The sequence below is a fragment of the Pseudoalteromonas sp. GABNS16E genome (genome assembly GCF_028598715.1).
GTDB lineage: Bacteria > Pseudomonadota > Gammaproteobacteria > Enterobacterales > Alteromonadaceae > Pseudoalteromonas > Pseudoalteromonas atlantica.
Map to the genome: position 1 here is coordinate 1 of NZ_JAQREZ010000024.1, position 21556 is coordinate 21556.

General features: G+C 40.8%; 18 protein-coding genes and 2 tRNA genes. 6 read left to right on the top strand and 14 right to left on the bottom strand.

What is annotated here, in order from left to right; genetic code table 11:
* Nucleotides 1-149, bottom strand: a 149-nt coding sequence (locus tag PSI06_RS11125) for a transposase (RefSeq protein WP_273603789.1), incomplete at its 3' end; no start/stop codon positions are given.
* Nucleotides 150-246: 97 nt separating this feature from the next.
* Between PSI06_RS11125 and PSI06_RS11130 the strand changes: the two genes are divergently transcribed.
* Entirely contained in the window at nt 247-726 is a 480-nt protein-coding gene (locus tag PSI06_RS11130; RefSeq protein WP_273603788.1) for a YchJ family protein, read from the top strand.
* 129 nt (nt 727-855) lie between these two features.
* On the opposite strand, the gene PSI06_RS11135 is transcribed toward PSI06_RS11130, so the two are convergent.
* Nucleotides 856-1158 (bottom strand): DUF6172 family protein, encoded by a 303-nt coding sequence (locus PSI06_RS11135; RefSeq protein WP_004589192.1) that lies wholly within the window; start codon nt 1156-1158, stop codon nt 856-858.
* Between the two features lie 190 nt (nt 1159-1348).
* Nucleotides 1349-1876, bottom strand: a complete 528-nt coding sequence (locus tag PSI06_RS11140; RefSeq protein ID WP_273603787.1) for a VC2046/SO_2500 family protein — start codon at nt 1874-1876, stop codon at nt 1349-1351.
* A 112-nt stretch (nt 1877-1988) separates the two neighbouring features.
* On the opposite strand from PSI06_RS11140, the gene PSI06_RS11145 reads away from it, so the two are divergent.
* Nucleotides 1989-2073, top strand: a tRNA-Tyr gene (locus PSI06_RS11145).
* A gap of 48 nt (nt 2074-2121) precedes the next feature.
* Nucleotides 2122-2206, top strand: a tRNA-Tyr gene (locus tag PSI06_RS11150).
* Between the two features lie 63 nt (nt 2207-2269).
* Here the strand turns inward: PSI06_RS11150 and PSI06_RS11155 are convergent.
* Nucleotides 2270-2920, bottom strand: a complete 651-nt coding sequence (locus PSI06_RS11155) for a M48 family metallopeptidase (protein WP_273603786.1) — start codon at nt 2918-2920, stop codon at nt 2270-2272.
* Nucleotides 2921-3229: 309 nt separating this feature from the next.
* Between PSI06_RS11155 and PSI06_RS11160 the strand changes: the two genes are divergently transcribed.
* Together PSI06_RS11160 and PSI06_RS11165 are read left to right on the top strand one after the other, a co-directional pair.
* Nucleotides 3230-6562 (top strand): MHYT domain-containing protein, encoded by a 3333-nt coding sequence (locus tag PSI06_RS11160; protein WP_273603785.1) that lies wholly within the window; start codon nt 3230-3232, stop codon nt 6560-6562.
* A gap of 9 nt (nt 6563-6571) precedes the next feature.
* Nucleotides 6572-7567 (top strand): response regulator, encoded by a 996-nt coding sequence (locus PSI06_RS11165; RefSeq protein WP_273603784.1) that lies wholly within the window; start codon nt 6572-6574, stop codon nt 7565-7567.
* Here the strand turns inward: PSI06_RS11165 and PSI06_RS11170 are convergent.
* Together PSI06_RS11170 and PSI06_RS11175 are read right to left on the bottom strand one after the other, a co-directional pair.
* Nucleotides 7564-7992 carry a VOC family protein gene (locus tag PSI06_RS11170; RefSeq protein WP_273603783.1) on the bottom strand — a complete coding sequence of 143 codons (429 nt, stop codon included), beginning with the start codon at nt 7990-7992 and terminating at the stop codon, nt 7564-7566. The genes PSI06_RS11165 and PSI06_RS11170 overlap by 4 nt on opposite strands.
* A 1-nt stretch (nt 7993) precedes the next feature.
* A complete protein-coding gene (locus PSI06_RS11175; protein ID WP_004589186.1) occupies nt 7994-8650 on the bottom strand; it encodes an HD domain-containing protein in 657 nt (218 codons plus the stop codon).
* Between the two features lie 140 nt (nt 8651-8790).
* Here PSI06_RS11175 and PSI06_RS11180 point away from each other — a divergent pair, with 140 nt between their 5' ends.
* Complete coding sequence (locus PSI06_RS11180; RefSeq protein ID WP_273603782.1) at nt 8791-9981, top strand: class I SAM-dependent methyltransferase; 1191 nt, start codon at nt 8791-8793, stop codon at nt 9979-9981.
* Nucleotides 9982-10075: 94 nt separating this feature from the next.
* On the opposite strand, the gene PSI06_RS11185 is transcribed toward PSI06_RS11180, so the two are convergent.
* The 8 genes from PSI06_RS11185 to pgi all read right to left on the bottom strand — a co-directional run bounded on the left by PSI06_RS11185 (nt 10076) and on the right by pgi (nt 21241).
* Nucleotides 10076-10372: a PilZ domain-containing protein gene (locus tag PSI06_RS11185; RefSeq protein ID WP_004589184.1), complete on the bottom strand. Its 297-nt coding sequence runs from the start codon at nt 10370-10372 to the stop codon at nt 10076-10078.
* 9 nt (nt 10373-10381) lie between these two features.
* Nucleotides 10382-10762 (bottom strand): response regulator, encoded by a 381-nt coding sequence (locus PSI06_RS11190; RefSeq protein WP_024034218.1) that lies wholly within the window; start codon nt 10760-10762, stop codon nt 10382-10384.
* Nucleotides 10763-10836: 74 nt separating this feature from the next.
* Nucleotides 10837-14724 carry an ATP-dependent RNA helicase HrpA gene (gene hrpA / locus PSI06_RS11195; RefSeq protein ID WP_273603781.1) on the bottom strand — a complete coding sequence of 1296 codons (3888 nt, stop codon included), beginning with the start codon at nt 14722-14724 and terminating at the stop codon, nt 10837-10839.
* A gap of 95 nt (nt 14725-14819) precedes the next feature.
* Entirely contained in the window at nt 14820-15848 is a 1029-nt protein-coding gene (locus tag PSI06_RS11200) for an isoaspartyl peptidase/L-asparaginase family protein (protein WP_273603780.1), read from the bottom strand.
* Nucleotides 15849-16093: 245 nt separating this feature from the next.
* The gene (locus tag PSI06_RS11205) at nt 16094-16801 is read right to left on the bottom strand and encodes a SapC family protein (protein ID WP_004589180.1); all 708 of its coding nucleotides are present in this window, start codon (nt 16799-16801) and stop codon (nt 16094-16096) included.
* A gap of 338 nt (nt 16802-17139) precedes the next feature.
* Nucleotides 17140-17850, bottom strand: a complete 711-nt coding sequence (gene pgl / locus PSI06_RS11210; RefSeq protein ID WP_273603779.1) for a 6-phosphogluconolactonase — start codon at nt 17848-17850, stop codon at nt 17140-17142.
* A gap of 3 nt (nt 17851-17853) precedes the next feature.
* On the bottom strand, nt 17854-19326 hold the full coding sequence (gene zwf, locus PSI06_RS11215) for a glucose-6-phosphate dehydrogenase (protein WP_004589178.1): 1473 nt from the start codon (nt 19324-19326) through the stop codon (nt 17854-17856).
* Nucleotides 19327-19594: 268 nt separating this feature from the next.
* Nucleotides 19595-21241 (bottom strand): glucose-6-phosphate isomerase, encoded by a 1647-nt coding sequence (gene pgi, locus PSI06_RS11220; protein ID WP_004589177.1) that lies wholly within the window; start codon nt 21239-21241, stop codon nt 19595-19597.
* Nucleotides 21242-21556: the final 315 nt, after the last annotated feature.

Consider the following 21556-nt stretch of genomic DNA (forward strand, 5'->3'; position numbering starts at 1 on the left):
AAATCTCGCCATGGAATACCTGTGCGCATCTTATACAGTATGCCTTCGAGCGTTTTTCTATGGTCGGGCTTATTATAAATTCGACCACTTAAGTACATTACTTTTGATAAGACATTCCATGTCCCGTATGTTAACATTAATCTTGGCATGTAGGTTCGGTGTAAAGTTTTCTGGCGAATTCAATTATACCTTATCTTCATGCTGTTTGTTTTTCATACCACAAAGATCAACACGCCCTAGTATTTTATGAGTGTAACCAGTACTAGCGCTTGCTTATGCAACAGTCAGCTTAATTATGGCGACTGTTGCCAGCCTTATCATCTTGATATAAAAACCCCAGCCACACCTGAGCAACTAATGCGTTCGCGCTTTAGTGCTTATGCATTAAAAAATGCATCTTATATATTTAAAACTTACGCCAAAGAAAAACAAGCACAAAACCCAGTAAATGAAATTGCTGACTTTGCCAATAGCTGCCGCTTTGTAAAATTAGTTGTGCGCGATACGCAGCAAAGTGATGAGCGAGGTTATGTTGCCTTTAACGCGTATTATTTTTACCAAAACTTATATTGTGAGTTGGATGAGAAATCAGACTTTATAAAAGAGGACGGTGAATGGCGTTATTTAGAGGGTATTATTAATCCGGTCGCCGATATAAAAGTTGCCAGAAACGACCCCTGCCCATGTGCAAGCGGTAAAAAATATAAAAAGTGTCACAGTGTATAAAAAAAGCTAAACACTTAGCATAAAAATAGCTTTTTATTTAAGCGCTACTCTATACCACTAAACATGTTAATAACTGCCATAAACAAAAAATGGACCATCTAGGTCCATTTTCTACAATATTGCTATTGGTTATTCATCATCATCTAGATCGAACGATTCACGCTGCGCAGGTCTAGCTAAAATCTCAACATAGAATGAAGTAAGCGCCTGCTTTTCGATTTCGCTGATCTTGTTGTTAATTTCAGCTACGTGAACAACTTCGGCATCATCGGCACTTGTGCCAAACTTACAGTCAAACGCCCAGTAATCAGCTTCAACAGGTAGCGTTTTATTGCGCTCTCTTTTCAAATATTTTTTCACTTCATGCTTTGCAGCATCAACCATACGAGGGTATTTGATTTTCTCATGATTTAGCGTGAATGTTTTCTTCATTACGTTCCTAATTACCTTGATTTAATGATAATGGCACTCAAGTCATACCATTTGCAGCCATTATAGCAATTGCATTTAATTTGTGGATGCTTTTTTTAAACAAAAAAAGAATTGTTCTATTTTATTGCATAACCGATTATTAAATATAAGGTGTTTTAAGCTTTTAAAACGCACAAGTGTTAAATTATTTTTATGCGTTAGCAACAAGCAATGGCTTATGTATAGCCTCATTAGTTAAATCGTCATAAAATGCTGCGGCGTCCATTTGTGGACTTGCAAGCGCGGTGTGCGTGTCATTTAAGCGCCTGCGTACTGATAGTTCACAATTATCGATTACTGTTAAAGGAATATGTAACTTGTCATCTCTAATCGCTAGTGGCTCAGGGTTTAAGCAGTGGCTTAATTTTATTGCTTTCATGCCTGCTTGTTCGCCTTGTTGAACAATCACCGACGCGTGCTTTTGCCCTATGGTCATATCAAATTTTTCGGGAGCTAATAATTGCTTTGGTCCAGCACCAAAGCGCTCTCTTAACTGTTTTTCGTCTACATAAGCACTATGCGTTTCAATTTTTGGCAAGTGAAATTGACTAAAATCCAGCGCATCGTGCGATAGCATCGCTAATAAAAGTGAGAATTCGCCTCTGCGATTTTCATGCACACTTTTATTTAGCCTGGTCTTTAGTTGACTCTCTGTGATTAACAAATCATCGATTTGCATAGTCTTTAGCCGATTATGATAACTGATAGATATTTATCGGCTTTATTTCAAATTTCTTTAGCTTTTTTCTTTACTTAAATACGCAGTTTGCTATTATCAGCGCCGTTGCATTGGAGGGGTTCCCGAGCGGCCAAAGGGATCAGACTGTAAATCTGACGGCTCAGCCTTCGCTGGTTCGAATCCAGCTCCCTCCACCACTTTTCTTACCGCTAAGTTAAGTGGGGCCAAATGTAACAAAATAGTGTGGAGGGGTTCCCGAGCGGCCAAAGGGATCAGACTGTAAATCTGACGGCTCAGCCTTCGCTGGTTCGAATCCAGCTCCCTCCACCACTTCTTATCTTCAGTATCCTTTTCTATGTCTTTTTCATCACTATTTAAAACTTCATTTTTAGACTAATTATCAAATACCCACTGTAATGTTGCCCCGTGGTTTTTAAGCCATGCTGATGCAGATTTATAATCGGGATAAAAATTAGCTACGTGCTTCCAAAAAGCACTGCTGTGGTTCAAATACTTTAAATGAGCCAATTCGTGCACAATAACATAATCAATTATATGATGAGGCGCCCCAACAAGGTTAAGGCTAAAGGTTAGCTCTCGCCGAGAATTACAACTCCCCCACTTACGTTTATAACTTCCAATCGTCAATTTAGTCGGTAATGCTTCTGACATCTTTTGGCAATAATAAGCTAAACGCATTTCAATGTAGTTTGTTAGCGTTTCTTCAAGGGCAAGGCAAAGTAACTGCTTGCGTTTTTCAGGCTGTTTTTTTACTCGATTAGAAGTGTAAATAGTAAATACGCTATCGGATTGCTGAACATGTGAGCGTGTCCCTTTTGCAAAAGTAATAGTATATGGCTTAGCAAAAACCATTATTTGCTGGTTTTTAAACGGGTGTTGTTGAGTATCAATGGCGTTAAGTTGTTTATGCAATTGCGCAGTTACCCACTCATTTTTACTAAACAGCCATTGTTCTATTTGTAGTTTTGGCACGTGTGTAGGCGCATAAACAGTAACTAATTTTTGGCTAACTTTTATTGCCACTGTTTTACGCCTTGCACTGCGTTTTAGCTGATACTCAAACAAGGTGTATGCTCTAAATATAAATAAAAGCGTATTATAAAGCCTTATTTAATCAATGCAGTTATTTAGCGATAAATAAATGGGCTCAGTGTTTATTATTATTTTTATTTACGAAAAATCACGTCTTATTAATAAAGTACGCTACGCATGTTAATACTTTAATGCCAAAAAGTAACCTCGCTGATTTATAATATAAATTATTAGATTAACAGTTTATTTATAAAATAAATCTATTAAACTAGTTCAATAAAGATACTAATTTGAGCCACTATGCTGTCTGCATTTTTTATAACCGACCACGATCCGAGCCTCATTATCAACGGTGCATATAACCCTATACTGGTTAGTTTATCGGTCATTACCGCTATTTTTGCTGCCTTTTTTACGATCTGGTTGGTTGATGTAGCAAAGCAAACGCAATTCGAAAGCTATAAACGCTTAGCCAATGTGACCGGTGCCACTGTTTTATCGGCCGGTATTTGGAGTATGCATTTTATAGGTATGTTGGCCTTTTCGTTATGCACAGAAATACACTACGACCCAATCATTACCGTGTTGTCTTTTTTACCGGCGTTTATTGCATGTCAGTACGCTTTTTCGATTTTAGTAAAATCGCAAGGGTCATACAAACACCTTATTATTTGCTCTATTTTACTAGGCTCAGGCATTGGTACAATGCACTACAGCGGCATGGCAGCAATGGAGCTGGCCCCGTTACTACGTTACGATGCAATCATATTTGCTTTATCAATTGTGGTCGCTGTTGGTTTATCGTTCATAGCACTTTTTACGCGTTATCATTTAACGCGTTTGCTACCTAATTTATCACAACTGCAAGCCCGCTCTATTACCGCTGTTATTTTAGGCTCAGCGGTGGCTGGTATGCACTATATGGGTATGGCTGCTACCCGCTTTGTTGCAACCTCTCCGCTTTTACCCGATTACGAAGAGTCAACCACTGAGCTTGCTTTTGTGGCTATTGCCGTAGCTACCGCGACCGTTGCTATAACCTGTGTCATTGCAGTTATAAATGGCATGGTTAGATACCGCTTACTGCTTGAGGAAAAATCGGCGGATGAATCTCGACTAAATGCTATTTTAGGCACTGCTATTGATGGCATTGTGACTATAGATCACACCGGCATTATTTTGAGCTTTAACGAAGCTGCCAGCAAAATTTTTGGTTGGCGAGAAAACGAAGTTCAAGGTCATAATGTAAAAATGCTGATGGCCGATGAAATCGCTCGCCACCATGATGGCTATTTGTCTCACGCCAAAAATGTAGATCTAGGAAAAGTAATTGGTATAAATAGGGATGTGTCTGCCAAACACAAAGATGGCCACCTTTTTCCTATTCGCTTAGGTATAGGGGAAGTTAATCAGCCAGGCCATATGCCGTTATATGTTGGCTTTATCACCGATTTAACCGAACAACGCGCTATGCAGCAAAGCCTTATTGAAAAAGAGCAAAAGTACCGCTCTTTAATGGATAATATGCCTGGCGCTGCTTTTCGCTGTAAGTACGACGAAAACTGGAGCATGTTATTTATCAGCCCAACAGTGGCTGAACTAACAGGGTACACGCCAGAAGAGTTCACAGAAAGCTGCATAGAACTTAACGACCTTATTTTAAAAACAGATCAGCCAACGGTAAACGAAACCGTAGCGCAAGCCATGACCTCAAGTTTAAAGTACTCGGTAGAGTATCGTATTCGCCACCGTAACGGCAAAGTTGCCTGGGTATTAGATAAAGGCAGTATTACCTGTGATAAAGATAATAACCCGCAGTGGATAGATGGGGTATTGGTTGATATTACAGAACAAAAAGAATACGAAGACAAACTTGAAAAGGCAAAATTGCAAGCTGAAGAAGCAGCGCACGCTAAGCAATCTTTTATGGCTAATATGAGCCATGAGATCCGCACGCCGATGAATTCTATTATCGGTTTTAGCGACCTACTGATGGACACTCCGCTAAACCAAGAACAGCAAAAACACTTGGTTACAGTTAATAATGCGGCGCGTTCATTATTAAGGTTACTTAACGAAGTGCTTGATACCGCAAAACTTGAGCGCGGAAAGCTAACTATTGAACCCGTTCACTTTAGTTTAAAACAAGTACTCGATAGCATTATTTCGACATTTTGGCTTGAAGCAAAAAAGAAAGACTTGCGTTTAAAGTTGAACATTAAAGATTCTGTTGCCACAACTTACTATGGCGACCCAGATAGGTTAAGGCAAATTTTAACTAACCTCATCGGTAACGCCATTAAATTTACCGAGCAAGGTTCGGTTGAGCTCACTGTAAGTACTACGCAAACCGATCAGCTCTTTTTTGAAGTCCAAGATACCGGTATAGGTATTGCCAAAGACCGCGTTAAAGCTATATTTCAGCCGTTTGTTCAGGCCGATGGCACCACTACTCGTCGCTTTGGCGGTACAGGCCTTGGAACAACCATTAGTAAACAATTAGTAGAGCTGATGGGCGGCACCATAAACCTAGTCAGTGAAGAAAACAAAGGCACCTGCTTTTACTTCTCTTTACCGCTTATACAAGGCGATTCAGAAAAAATAGACCATTTCGATGGCCTGCACACTCAATTACCATCGCTAAGGGTACTTGTGGTGGATGATATTGAGCAAAACACCGAGCTGCTTTCGTTATTACTTTCTAAAGATCAACATTTGGTAAGCAAAGCAAGCAACGGTTTAGAAGCTATTGCAATATTCGAGAAACAAGATTTTGATGTCATCTTAATGGATATTCATATGCCTGAGTGTGATGGCATAGAAGCAACCACAAAAATTAGAGCCATAGAAAAGCAAAGGCAGCTTAAATTTACCCCCATTATTGCGTTAACGGCAAGCGTCCTACAGCAAGATAAACTCACAGCTAAACGTGCCGGCATGAACGGCTTTGCTAATAAGCCGATAGATATAAATCAGCTTAACCAAGAAATTGTCCAGGTGCTTGGCTTAGGTATTGCTAAAGATATGGTTATTAGCCAATCAGACCCTGAGGCTAAACACATCGACTTTGAAAAAGGTGTGATGCTTTGGGGTAATAAATGTAAGCAGTTAACCGAAATTGCCAAATTTATAAATGACAGCAATAAACGATTTGATATTTTATTTAACAGTAAGTTATCTGAGATTAAAGACGCCAATAGCCTGATACATACCTTTAAAGGGGTCGCCGGTAATTTAGGCCTAACAACATTAATGACTTTATTAGCCAATTTAGAGCGCGAGCAAACTTCTGAGCAATCTACAGCGTTAGTAACACAAATAAAAGACGAGTTAGAGACAATAACGCAATTAATATCAGGCGATGAGTGCGCACAAATCACGCCTGCTGAGAGTGAAAATACTGAGCAAAAAAGCACGCTAAACGCGGCTGAATTAAAGTCACTGTGTGAAACGCTGCACCATGAAGCGCAAAGCGCCGAGCTCAACGATGATTTGCTTGCGCAGCTTGAAAATAACGCCCCTGCACACTTACAAACTCAAATAAATGAGGTTGTAAACGCATTTGATGAATTTGACTTTGATCAGGTGCAACACGTGCTAGACGGTCTAATTAAAGAATTTACCCAAGAATGAGAATATTGAATGGATTTTAGCAACGACAAACCACGTATATTAATCGTTGACGATGAACCTGCTAACTTAAAAGTCATGCGAGAAGTATTAGGTAATCAATACCGTATGTCTTTTGCTAAATCGGGCGCTGCAGCACTTGCGCTACTAGAAAAAGAACAGCCTAAACTTATATTACTCGATATCATGATGCCCGATATGAATGGCTTTGAGGTCTGCGAAATACTTAAAAGCACACCCGCACTTTCGCATATCCCAATTATTTTTGTAACGGCTTTGGGTGATGAAAGCGATGAGTTTAAAGGCTTTGAACTCGGCGCTGTTGATTACATTACTAAACCTATTAGCCCTGCGATTGTGCGCGCACGTGTTAAAACGCATTTATCGCTTGTACAAGCCGAGCAATTAAAGCAAGCCCATGTTGATTTAGTACATCGATTAGGCCGCGCTGCAGAGTACAAAGACACAGACACTGGCGAGCACATTGCTAGGATGAGCCAATACAGTAAATTATTAGCATTAGAATTTGGCATGGGTGAGCAACAAGCAGAGCTACTTCGCCAAGCAGCCCCCATGCACGATGTAGGTAAAATAGGTATTCCGGATGCTATTTTATTAAAGCCTGGGCGATTAACCCCTGACGAATTTGACCACATGAAACAGCATGCGGCTATTGGCGCGCAAATTTTAGCAAATTCCTCATCAGCGCTATTACAACTTGCCCATAAACTGGCTATAGAGCACCACGAAAAGTGGGATGGCAGTGGCTACCCTAATGGTTTAAAAGGCGAACAAATATCGGTTGAAGGGCGTATTGTGGCTATTGCAGATGTATTTGATGCCCTTACCTCTAAACGCCCGTATAAAGAGGCTTGGGGTGTAGAAGAGGCGCTTGAGCATATGCAAGCACAAGCGGGTAAACACTTTGACCCCCACCTCATCAATTTATTTGTAAATAAGCTCGATGCTATAATCGCAATTAAAAACGCATATCAAGAGCAACACTAAGTATTGCGCGTGCGCGAGCCTTGTTTTACATCACCATATACCGCTTTTATGTGCGGGTAGTCATGAGAGTTTATTTCGTGGCTATTCCCACTGTTATCTTTAAAATAAAGCGAAAACGTTACACCGTGATCGGCCAGTACAGTTTTTATGTTTAAGCCATTTAAATAATCAACCCAACCAATAAACTGTGCACCGGTGGCTGCAAACGCAATACCTTTGCTTCGCCCTTGCCCTTCAAATAACGCTAAACGCGTTGTTTTTGCGCTATCTTCAAGTGTGAGTGGCCCTTTGCCATTTTCATCCCAAAAGGCAAGCTCTTCAACTACGCTAAAGCCTAGTACCTGCTTGTACCACTTTAGCGCTTCTTGGATGTTTTCAACATTAAGGTGGCAATGATCAATGCCCGATAATAACGGAGCGCTCATATTATTGACCAATTTCTGATTTTAGCTGCTCTAAAAACGCATACATATACTCTGTGCGTCGCTCTGCCTCGGCTTTAGCTGAGGGCGTATTCATGCTCTTAGCAATATGAAGCAATTTAATAAAAAAATGATCAAGGGTATAGGTTTTATCATCTGCTTCGCGGTTAACACAAAATGGGTCATCAGGGTTATACAGTAAGCGGCTAATAGAGCCCCCTACTTTCATACAACGGCTAACGCCTATTGCACCGAGTGCATCCATTCTATCGGCATCTTGCACGATTTGCGCTTCTACAGTTTTAACCGCTATATTGGCGCTAAAGCTATGGGCTGCGATAGCATGATGAATATCATCAAACAAACATGCGTCGTAGTTAATTGATTTTAAAAACGCAATGGCTTTATCTGCCGCCATAGTAGATGCTTTTGCTCTATCGGGGTGGTTTTTTGCCACCGCGACACAATCGTGCATCCACGCCGCCGGCAAAACAATATTCATATTGGCTTGCTCGGCGTGACATAATTGAATGGCAACACGCACTACGCGTTCAATATGCGTTATGTCGTGTGCTACATCGGCATGTATTAACGAAGTAATAAATGAGCGACATTGAGAATCAAGCTGTTGTAACTCAGGGCTTAAAGCAGTGTTGGCCACAGTGATGTTCCAAAAAACTAATTTATATGAGAATTATCCGTACTTTAACGTGCTTTACACCTCCCTTGCAAAACATTCATTGTATGTTGCCCTATGCTTGACTAAAATACAGCGCTTATTTATTACAACTGAGAAGCCTTATGTCATCTGCCGTTTACCTACAAGCTGGTCGCGAAAAATCATTAAAAAGAAAACACCCTTGGTTATTTTCAAAAGCCATCAAAAAAATTAAAGGTAAACCAGGCCTAGGTGATACGGTTACCATTCACGACAGCGAAGGTAAATTTTTAGCCACCGCAGCTTATAGCCCTCACTCACAAATAAGAGCGCGAGTGTGGAGCTTTGATGAAAAAGAAGTAATAGACCAACACTTTTTTGAGCGTCGCTTACGCCGTGCTTTACATGCCCGCGAGCATGCGATAGCCGAAGGCGGTTTAACTGGCTTTAGGTTGTGTGCTGCTGAGTCTGACTACTTGCCAGGTGTAACCATTGATAAGTTTGATAACACCTTAGTTTGCCAATTACTAAGTGCCGGCGCTGAGCGCCATAAAGGTGAAATTGTAGGCGCGTTAATGGCTATTTTTCCTGGTGCGAATATTTATGAGCGCTCAGATGTAGACGTGCGCACCAAAGAAGGCTTAGAACCTATTAAAGGTGTACTGTGGGGCAACGAACCTTCAGAGCCTGTGGTTATTGAAGAAAATGGCTTAAAGCTTGAAGTAGACATTTTAGAAGGTCATAAAACAGGCTTTTACCTGGATCAGCGTGATAGCCGCGCAGCACTTGAGCGCTTTTCAAAAGATAAAACCGTATTAAATTGCTTTAGCTACACAGGTACTTTCTCACTTTACGCACTACGTGGTGGCTGTAAACACGTCACTAATGTTGATGTATCACAACCAGCACTGGATACCGCTAAGCGTAACGTAGAGCACAATAACTTAGATTTAAATAAAGTCGATTTTGTAAAACAAGATGTGTTTAAGCTATTACGCCAATACCGTGAGGAAGGCAAACAGTTTGACACTATTGTGATGGACCCACCAAAATTTGCAGACAACAAAGCGCAGTTAACCGGTGCATGTCGTGGTTATAAAGATATAAACATGATTGCTATGCAAATATTAAAACCAGGCGGTACATTACTTACCTTCTCGTGCTCTGGATTAATGGAGCAAAACTTGTTTCAAAAAGTGGTAGCAGACGCTGCGCTAGATGCAGGTAAAGAGCTATTGGTTATGGAGCGTTTAAATCAAGCGGCCGATCACCCTATTGCTGGCAGTTACCCTGAAGGCTTTTATTTAAAAGGCTTGATTTGTAAGGTTTACTAAAAATTATTGTTATTACCTACAAGGACGTAGGTAATAAAATCGAACTATTTAACACCCGCGATAGCAAAAGCCACCCGCTTGGTGTTTATTCAATTTAATTAAACTGAACTATTTCTAATCCTGCGGTAATGGTGCCATCGTCTTCTTTGCTAGCACGTATAACTTTAGCCGTTGCATTTAAAGAGGCAATACTTGGGTGAGTCGACTCTATATTAACCTGTAACAAAGTATCGAGCTCAAGCAAGTCATCTAAATGAAGTGATAACCCAGTGGCACTTAAATCAACACATTCTGCGGTATAATTTAGCCCAGCAACTGGCTCTATTGTTGTTAATTGCGCAGGCGTATTAACCTGCATACGTCTAAAATTGCGCTTATCTTCAGTAAACATGCATCACCTTTAAACAACCGTGTTTATTTGCTCAAATAAAGTACCCATCGAAAACGGTTTTACTACATAGGCATCACACCCTGCATCAAAGCCAGCTTGCTTTTCCGAGGGCGACTCTAAGCCCGAAACCATAACAACAGGTATATTTTTAGTTTCAGGCGTGTGCTTAAGCATCCGACATGTATCATACCCATCTAGGCCAGGCATACATACATCAAGCAAAATAATATCCGGCGGGTTAGCAATGGCAGACGCCAAACAGCTTTTCCCCGAGTCAGCATAACTAACATCAAATTTTGAAGTCAGGGCAGATTTAAGCATTTCATAATTAAAATACTCGTCATCTACAACTAACAATCGCTTAATCTTATGTTCAACCGATGAGGACATAGGTATGTCGCTTCCTTCTCAACCAAAAATAAATCCTTCTATTAAGGTACTAAGCTTAATAGAAAATGCAAGTTTTATTCTATCTCTTTTATCGCATTCATAACGCGTTTTGCAGAAATAGGATATGGGGTACCTAAGGTTTGCGCAAACAGTGACACCCTAAGCTCCTGCTGCATCCAAAAAATAGCGTTTACTTGTTGCGGAATAGGTAAGCCTTTTGGAATTTTATTTGCGAGCTTTTTGTACTCTTGCGCTACTTTTTCAAGTTCTAAAACACACAGTCTATCGCGGTTAGGATCAACAGGTAATTTTTCTAAACGTTTTTGAATCGCTTTTAAATAACGAATTAGGTCGGGCATTTTATTCGCACCGTGAGCGCTCACAAACCCTTTAAAGATAAGTGACTCAAGCTGCGATTTTATATCGCCATGGGCAGTTATCATAGTTAAATCGACACGCCCTTTCATTTTTTTATGTAACGCGTGGGCAATGCTTAAAACTTGTTCAACCTGTGTGGCAATTTCTACCACAGCATCGCCTAGTTCGCCCCTAATTTGCTCTTTAACTTTATCAAAAGCGTTTTCATCGCGTATATCACCATGCTTTATTAATAAGCTGTCTACGCCGGCGGCAATACAATCGTCAATTAAATCTGCAATTTTCCCAAACGGATTAAAGTACAAGCCCAGTTTGGCTTTATTAGGCAAGTTTTGCTGAAGGTACTTTATTGGCGACGGCACATTTAATAATACTAAACGCCGTAAACCTTGCTGATGCGCTTGCTGGGCTTTTTCTTCACTATCAAAGAGCTCAATTGCCGCTGTGGATTTTTTATCTACCAGCGCTGGGTAAGCTTTTATTTCGTATTGGCCTTGCTTTTTAACGTACGAGGCAGGCAAAGCGCCAAAGTCCCATTGTGTTAAATCAGCTTTTTCAATGCCTTTATCGGCTACCTTTGATAGCGTATCGGTTACTTTGCCTTGCAGCTGTGCTTTTAGTTTTGCTAAATCTAGCCCGCGTGCAAGCAATTTATCGTGCTCATCACGCACCTCAAACTGCAACCTTAAATGAGGCGCCAGTGCGTTTAAATCCCACGCTTCTATATCTACTTTTACGCCTGTCATTCTTAGTAAGCGTGTAGTAAGTGCATCAAGTAAGCTGCCTTGCATAGGCTCAATGGCTGCCAGTACAGCATCAGCGTAATTGGGAGCAGGTACAAAGTTACGACGTAACGACTTAGGTAACGATTTAATTAAACCACTTATTAGCTCATGCCTAAAGGCAGGTATGTGCCAATCAAACCCGGTTTCTTGCACTTGGTTTAAAAGTGCTACCGGTATTTGTACAGCCACCCCATCAACAGCTTGTCCTGGATCAAAATGATAGCTCAGCGGCAAAATAATATTATCTTGCTGCCATGTATCAGGGTAATCAAACTCAGTAATATTACTTGCACCGTGTTGCATAAGCTCTTCACGGGTCATGTATAGGTAGCGTTTATCTTTTTGCTTTTGGGTTTTATACCACTTTATAAAGGCTGCACGGTTGTTGATTTCTTTAGGTATTTTTTTATCGTAAAATTCAAATAACGTTTGCTCATCAACCAAAATATCGCGACGTCGCGATTTATGCTCAAGTACCTGAATATCTTCTATTAGCTCGCGGTTGTACGCTAAAAATTGCTCATTTAAGCCAAGCTCTTGCTCTACAAGGGCGGTGCGTACAAACAGCTCACGGCTAACTTTAGGGTCTATATTGCTATACACACAGCGGCGTTTATTAACCACCAATAAGCCGTACAAGGTTTGTTGCTCGAACGCGATAACAGCGCCTGGTTTTTTCTCCCAATGCGGCTCAGAATAGCTTCGTTTTACTAAGTGCTGTGCAAGGGGCTCTACCCAATTAATATCTATTTTGGCATTAATGCGTGCGTATAGTTTACTGGTCTCTACCAGCTCTGCCGACATAATCCATTTGGGCCTCTTTTTAAATAATCCAGAACCCGGAAAAATATGAAACTGGCTGTTGCGAGCGCCTTTATATATTTGCTTTTCGTCTTTAAAGCCTATGTGACTTAACATGCCGCTCAGTAGCGCTTTGTGTATTAGCTCAGAGTCAGCCACTTGCGTGGTGGCTTTAATTTTCATTTCGTTGCACACAGTGCTTATTTGATAAACAATGTCTTGCCACTCCCGAATACGCATATAAGCTAAAAAGTCTTTTTGGCACAACTTTCTAAACTGGCTATTTGTCAGCTCACTTTGCTGCTCTTCTAGGTAATTCCAAAGATTTAAAAAAGCAATAAAATCCGAGTCAGGGTCATCAAAGCGACTGTGTTTTTCGTTCGCTGCGGCGCGTTTTTCTTGCGGGCGCTCTCGGGGGTCTTGAATCGACAGCGCTGCCACAATAATAATAACTTCTCGTAGTGCACCGAGCTTATTAGCCGTCAACACCATTTTAGCTAAACGCGGGTCGACCGGTAAGCGGCTAAGCTCACGCCCTGATTGCGTTAAACTCGTTTGATGGCGCTTTTTACTCGGCTTAATCGCCTGAAGTTCTTCAAGTAGGGTTAAACCATCGTTAATATTGCGACTATCTGGCGCTTGTACAAACGGAAACTCGCTCATATCGCCAAGCTCTAATGCCAACATTTGCAAAATAACAGAGGCTAAATTAGTGCGCAGTATTTCTGGGTCTGTAAATTCAGGGCGAGATATAAAGTCATCTTGCGAGTATAAACGTATACAAATACCCGCTTCAACACGGCCGCAACGTCCCATACGTTGGTTCGCACTTGCCTGAGAAATAGGCTCAATAGGTAAACGCTGTACTTTAGTACGATAGCTGTAACGGCTAATACGCGCTGTACCTGGGTCTATTACATAACGAATACCCGGCACCGTTAATGAAGTTTCGGCTACGTTGGTTGATAAAATAATATGGCGGCGCGAATGCGGGGCAAATATACGATTTTGCTCTGCGTTAGATAAGCGCGAATAAAGTGGTAATACGTCGGTGTGTTTTAAATTACGTTTAGAGAGCGCCTCTGCGGTATCGCGTATTTCGCGCTCGCCATTTAAAAATATGAGAATGTCCCCTGGCCCTTCAGCGCACAGCTCATCTACCGCATCAAAAATACCTTGCAGTTGGTCGCCTTCGGCTTCCATAGCGTCTTTATTTATATCGCTTATAGGGTTATAGCGCACCTCAACGGGGAATGTACGTCCCGATACTTCAATAATTGGCGCATCATCAAAGTGCTTTGAAAAACGTTCAGGATCAATGGTCGCCGAGGTAATAATAACTTTTAAGTCGGGGCGCTTTGGCAGTAAGTTTTTTAAATACCCCAAAATAAAATCGATATTTAAGCTGCGCTCATGGGCTTCATCAATAATGATGGTGTCGTACTGATTTAAAAAACGGTCTTGTTGTATTTCGGCGAGCAAAATACCGTCGGTCATCAGTTTTACATACGTATTATTAGAAACCTGATCACTAAAGCGTATTTTAAAACCGATTTGTTGGCCAAGCTCACATTTCATTTCCTCAGCAATGCGGTTAGCTACGCTGCGCGCGGCTAAACGTCTTGGCTGGGTATGGCCAATAAAGCCATCAACCCCACGGCCAAGCTCTAAACACATTTTTGGTATTTGCGTGGTTTTACCTGAGCCTGTTTCACCGGCAATAATCACCACTTGATTATTCGCAATGGCGTCTTTAATGACGTCCTTTTTTTGACTTACCGGTAATTGCTCAGGGTACGTGACAGCGGGCAGCTCAGCTAAACGTTTTTCACGTAGCTGCTGGCTGCGGGTAATATCAGCCGCTATTTTTTCAAGGGCATTGGCCTGCTTAGTCTCGTCTTGTATTTTTTTTACGCCATGTAAGCGTTTTTTAAATATAAACTGATCTTTTTTTAAGCACGTTTTAAGCTCGCCAAACAACTGACCTAGGTTTACCACCCGCACACCTTATAAATTTAATAAATGAGGGCTAATAGTATCAAAATAAACGCGCAGCGTTAATCCTACAATCCCTATAAGGCTTATATATCACGCTATTGGTTTTTAAAAATTCCTACAAAGGTTGCTTGCGTGTTCGATTTGCTCGCTCGGTACATGCCCGAGGTATTAAATGGCATACTAATATGACCTTTAGCATCCACAATAATAACCCCACCTGTACCACCTATAGGCGCAAGCACCTGGTTAATAACCTCATCCCCAGCTTGTTCAATGGTTTTATTTTGATATTTAACGCGTGCGCAAATATCACTGGCAACACTGTAGCGAATAAAATACTCGCCGTGACCGGTGGCCGACACCGCACACGAATCGTTTTCAGCAAATGTACCCGCGCCAATAACAGGGGAATCACCAATGCGGCCAAAGCGTTTTGCGGTCATGCCACCTGTAGATGTACCTGCGGCTAAATTGCCGTTTTTATCAAGTGCCACTGCGCCTACGGTGCCCATTTTATAATTTGTAGGCAGGGCTTTATGCGCAGCTTGGTAGTCTTTGCTGGTTGCTTTTTCTAATTTTTGCTTTGCTTTTAAAAGTGCTTCATAACGGTGCTTAGTATCAAATATATTATTTTCTATCAGCGCAACGCCCTGCTCTTTTGCAAATTCTTCAGCGCCTTGACCACTAAGCATTACGTGTACTGAGTTATCCATTACTAAGCGGGCTAATTGAATTGGGCTTTCTATGTGCTTTACGCCAGCGACCGCACCCGCTTGACGGTTTCGCCCATCCATTATTGAGGCATCAAGTTCATGGCTGCCATCATAGGTGTACACTGCACCGCGCCCAGCATTAAAATAAGACGACTGCTCTAACACTTCAATAGCAGTGGTGATTGCATCTAAACTTTCGCCGCCCTTTTCAAGTACGCTGTAACCTGCTTCAACAGCTTCGGCTAGTTTTGCTCGGTAGGCTTTTTCTTGCTCTGGGGTAAATTTTGCTTTTTCAATTGTGCCTGCTCCACCATGAATCGCTATAGCAAACGGGGCTTGTTCACTTAATGCTTGCGTGCTTAATGTTAAGCAGCCGCTGGCTAAAACTGACAATAAGAATGTTTTTTTCATAGTGCGCTCTTTTTTAAATTTAGTATTGAATTTACTTTGAATGTTTACGCGTATTTTTTCAACTAATATCAACGGTATTAAGTTAGCACTTTATTTAAGCAGCCAATAAACAGCCTAATAACAAAGCGAAATACGAGGGCGTTATTTCCCTTCATCACCCCTACTTTTTAACCCAATTGGCATAGAGTAAGTTTAATGGCACAAAAAAAGCGCCATCAGGCGCTTTTTACTAAACGTGTATGTAATTACGCGTCTTGCTTAGCTTTTAAACGTGCTAAACGTGCTACTTGGTGAGTAGATGTTAAGAAAGAATAAATAGGTGCTAAGTAACCGCGCTTACGAAGCTCTAAAAACTCTTCATCGCTAAGCGAGTTAAGTTTTTTCTCATCGATAAGGTAAATACCGTTGATGTCTTTTTTCTCGCCTTTAATGTCTACAGTTAGCGTTTGCGCTACTAGTAGCTCTTTATCAGCTAAGTATTTAGTGAATGCTTCTGTTACTTGAGAAAACTCAATGAAAGACACTAAAGACTCTTTACGACGCTTTAAGTAGTCAGTTTCTTCGCCGTTTTCAAATAATGCGTTGCCTTCTTCTTCACCTACAAGCGAGCTTGCTTCGTCAATCACAATACCGTACTGATCTTGCTCAGGGTGCTTTACTAGACCTAATGGGTAACGCGTTGATGCCATAGGAGCAAAAGCTGCTGTCCATTTACCATCTTCTACAAACAGGTTTTCGCCTGGCTCTAGGCCAAACATTGCAACTGCTTGGAAAGTACCGCTTTCGTTGTTTTTAACAAAAGACATTGGAAATTCATTTGCTACGCGTGCAAACTCATGTGCAACTACTGGCACTAAATGTTGAGTTTTCATAAATTCAACGTTGATGCCGTTTTGAATTTTAGTGTTGGCATGTTTTTCGTTGTGTAAAGGCTGTACTTGTTGCTCCGCCATGTTACTGCTCCGTTTATTTTTAATATATATGTTTCATTGTTAATGCCTTTAGGCTAATGCTTTTGAACGAAAAAAGGAAGGGAAAGTTTTATGACAACCGTCATGAAAAAATAAAGTTTAACTAAATCTGGGCGTTGCTAAAAAACAGACAATAAAAACGCAACTAATACGCTCAAAAACAGTACAAATAACGGGTGATTTTAATACAGCACCATAAAAACCATTAACATTGGTTAACAGTTTGACGGTATTTTTTGAATAGGTTTAGCATGTTATTTAGCCAAATAAAAAGGCAGCTTAATTAAGCTGCCTTTTTAAACTGTAAATGAGCGGCTAAATTAAGGCGCCCAATACACTTCAATATTTATGCTTGGGTGGTTTAGCACAGCGCGAAGTGGCATATCGTTTACATCACCACCCGCTTTAGCTTGCTTGTAAACCGCTAGCTTTTCTTCACCACTGATCAGAAGTTTAACCACTTTAGAGTTTGCTATTGCATTTAAAGTCAGTGTCATGCGCTCAGTAATGCTGCCTGTCACGTCACTTTCTATTGCATTAATAGCGCACACAGTTTGCTGTGTTGTTAAACCATGCTCAAGGCCCTTTGCATGTGGGAACAATGACGCTGTATGGCCATCTGGACCCATGCCTAAAATTGTTACATCATACGGTGCTTTTAAAGCGCCATAAGCGGCTTCACATACTTGTGTACCTTGCTCGGCCGTTGCAGCATCGTTTTTCATGGTAATAAAATTAGCGGCACTGCCGTAATTTTGTAACAAGGTGCTTTTTATAAACGCTTCGTTACTTTTTTCGTGGCTTGGCTCAACCCAGCGCTCATCAACCATGGCTACATCTATATTTTGCCAATCTAAATCAAGCGTTGATAAGTGCTTGTACGCCGGCGCCGGAGACGAACCGCCCGATACCATTAGCACAGCACGGCCATCACTTTTTATGCCATCACGTAAAGATTGCTCAAGCGTGTGTGATAGCTCAGCGGTTAACTCATCTTCTGAGTCAAAAAATTTTTCAACAAGTGTTGCCATACCTTACGCCTTATCGCCTGTGTTAAACCACACGTGGTTGTTTTCAGCTAATAATTCATCAGCATCATCCGGTCCCCAGCTACCAGCACGGTAAAGTGCAGGTTTGCCTTTGGTTTGCCAGCGCTCAATAATTGGATCTATCCATTTCCACGCTTGACGAACTTCGTCACGGTGTATAAATAACGATGGGTTATTAGCTGCAGCATCAAGCATTAAGCGTTTGTATGCATCAGAATGGAAACCATTGCTGTATGCTTGAGAAAGCTCAATATTCATCGTTACCGGCTCTAATTGCATTTCAAGATTATCAAGGCGCTTAGACATAAGCGTTAATTGAATCGTCTCTTCCGGCTGCAAACGAATAACAAGGCGGTTTGGCTCAATATTACCCACGTTTTCTTCATAAATATTGTGCGATACTTTTTTGTACTCAACCACAATTTCTGCACAACGTTTAGCCATACGCTTACCAGTACGAAGGTAAAAAGGTACCCCCGCCCAGCGCCAGTTATCAATGTGTGCACGAATAGCCACAAAGGTTTCTGTTTTGCTTGAGCCTTCGTTAAGCTCTTCTAAGTAACCTGGTACAATTTTACCGTTTAAATCCCCTGGTACGTATTGACCGCGAACGATATTTTCATCTACGTCACCTTCGAGTAACGGACGAAGTGCTTCTAATACTTTAAGTTTTTCAGTACGGATGCTATTTGCGTTTAGTTTATTTGGTGATTCCATTGCCACTAAGCACAATAACTGTAATAGGTGGTTTTGCACCATGTCGCGCAGTGCACCGGCTTTATCGTAAAAACCAGCACGGCTTTCAAGGCCTACCGTTTCAGATAAACTAATTTGAATATTATCAATAGATTTAGCATCCCACATGTTTTCAAACAGTGAATTTGAAAAACGCAGTGCCATTAGGTTTTGTACTGTCTCTTTACCTAAGTAGTGGTCAATACGGAAAATTTGCTCTTCGTCAAAAAACTCTGCAATTTTACCATTGATAGCCTCTGCTGATTCGCCGCAGTAACCAATTGGCTTTTCAACAACCACACGTGAAGTGGGTGTGATTAAACCTTTCGTTGATAAAATTTCACAACATGTGCCGTAAACAGCAGGCGGAAGTGATAAATAAAATACGCGAGATTTATTGCTGTCGTGCTCATCTAAAATGCCTTTTAGTACATCCCAGTTGTCGTCAGCTTCGGTTACGTTGCTTACTACAGGCACTAAGTAAGTAGAAAATGCTTTCCAATCTTTAGCGTTAAATTCGCCTTTACTTAAAAACTCTTTCAGTGCGTTGTGTGCTGTTTCTATGTAGTCAGCACGCTTACTTTCTTCACGCACTGTAGGCAGAATACGCGAGCCTTCTGGTAAGTTGCCTTCTTGATATGCTCTGTACATTGCAGGTAGCAATTTGCGTAACGCAAGATCACCACCGCCCCCAAAAATTATAATATCAAAAGGATTAAGCATAGTTACTCTCTACGTTTGTAATACCTAAAAGCGACTTCCATAAGCCGCTTGGTATGCAGGTTTAGTGCTTGAATGACAGTGGCTCTTAGTGTTAATAAAAGCCTATTGAATGTTTTACGCTATGGCGTTTTATTTATTATTTGACTGTTCGCACAATTAAATGAGTCTTAGGAGTCCTGTAAATCCTCTCACAAAAATACAGGCCCTAAGAACTCCAGCGCTACCCGTTCAAAGGTACTCGGTTTGCTTATTTACATAAGCGAATATATTACTGCGTACGGTGTTGCTTGTAGTACGCAATTAAGCCATTTGTTGAACTATCGTGGGCGTGTTTTACGCTGTCATCGGTTAGTTCGCTTTCAATTTTAGAGGCTAGGCCTTTACCAAGCTCAACACCCCATTGATCAAATGAGCAAATTTCTAAAATTATGCCTTGGCAGAAAATTTTATGTTCGTACAGCGCAATTAAGCGTCCTACTGTTTTTGCATCAACTGTATCTAGCAGTATAGATGTTGTAGGGCGATTACCCTGATGAATTTTATGATTTAGTAACTCATCAATTTGCGCTTGTGTTTTACCTTTAGCGGCTAAATCTTCTGTGACTTGCTGTGCATCTACACCGCTCATCATTGCTTCTGTTTGCGCTAAAAAGTTAGATAATAAAATATCGTGATGCTTATCTACGGCTACCTGCGGCTTAACTGAGGCTATAAAATCAGCAGGTACAATTACATTACCTTGGTGTAAGCACTGATAAAACGCATGTTGGCCGTTAATACCAGTCATACCCCAAATAATAGGAACCGTTGTATAAGGTACGGTTTCGCCTGCAAAGTTTACGTGTTTACCGTTACTTTCCATCTCACCTTGTTGTAAATACGCAGGTAACATATGAAGCGCTTGGTCGTACGGTAAAATAGCTTGCGACGTAAAGCCTAAAAAGCTGGTATTCCATACACTGAGTAGTGCCATTATAAGCGGAATATTTTGCTCAAATGGGGCTGCTTTAAAGTGCTCATCTACTTCAAATGCGCCTTCTAAAATGGCTTCAAACGCGTCATAACCTAGGTATAACGCAATAGGTAAGCCTATCGCACTCCAAAGTGAAAAGCGACCCCCTACCCAATCCCACATAGTGAATACGTTTTCATCGCTAATACCAAAGGCTGCGGTTTTTTCTAAGTTTGTGCTAACAGCAACAAAATGCTTAGCAATAGCGCTGTCATCTTTTGCTGTTTGTAAAAACCAATCAACGGCCGTTTTGGCGTTGGTCATGGTTTCTGATGTGGTAAATGTTTTCGATGAAATAACAAACAAGGTTGTTTCTGGGTCAATTGCTTTTAACACAGAGGCAATTTGAACACCGTCAGCATTAGATACGTAATGAACATTTAAAGTGTCATCAGCAAGTGCTTTTAGCGCTTCGGTTGCCATTTGCGGGCCTAGGTTTGAACCACCTACACCAATGCTTACCACATCTTTTACTGCTTTACCTGTGTAGCCTACCCATTGCCCACTGCGTACTTTTTCTACAAAGGTTTTAATTTTAGCTAATTCGTTATCAACCGCTTGTGTTACGTCTTCGCCGTCAACAACTAAAGGTGTATGGGCACGATTACGTAAAGCTGTATGAAGAACAGCACGCTCTTCTGTAATATTGATTTTTTCACCGCTAAACATCTTGTCGCGCCAAGAGGCAATGTCACACTCTTTAGCAAGCTCGATGAGTTGTGCAAAAATAGTTTTATCAATACGCTGCTTTGAATAATCAAACAACACACCCGGAATCTGAGTAGAGAATGCATCAAATCGTGTATCATCTTGTGCAAATAACGTTTTTAGATGGGTTTGTTTCATCTGCGCGGCACTATTTTGCAGTGCTTGCCAACTTGCTAATTGCGAACGATTAGACATGTAAATATCCTCTAAAATATTTAAATTAATGATTTAAAAACAGTTTTAGTTAAAAAGACTTCGCTAATTGCGCGTAGTGCTAGTAAAAAAGCAAGCGCTTAGTATAACGAAAAAAGCAATAAAAATGCTGTTTTTATAATTTATGATGCAGATAATAACGCAATTTTTTACTTTTGACACCGGTATCATAAAAATTTTATGAATTAATTACCCACAAATTTTAAGCATTTAATAGTTTAAACAACATTTATTAAATATTCATGAATTAGGGTCTGTTGACCTTTTAGGATTAAAATTTGTACAAACTAGGAACAA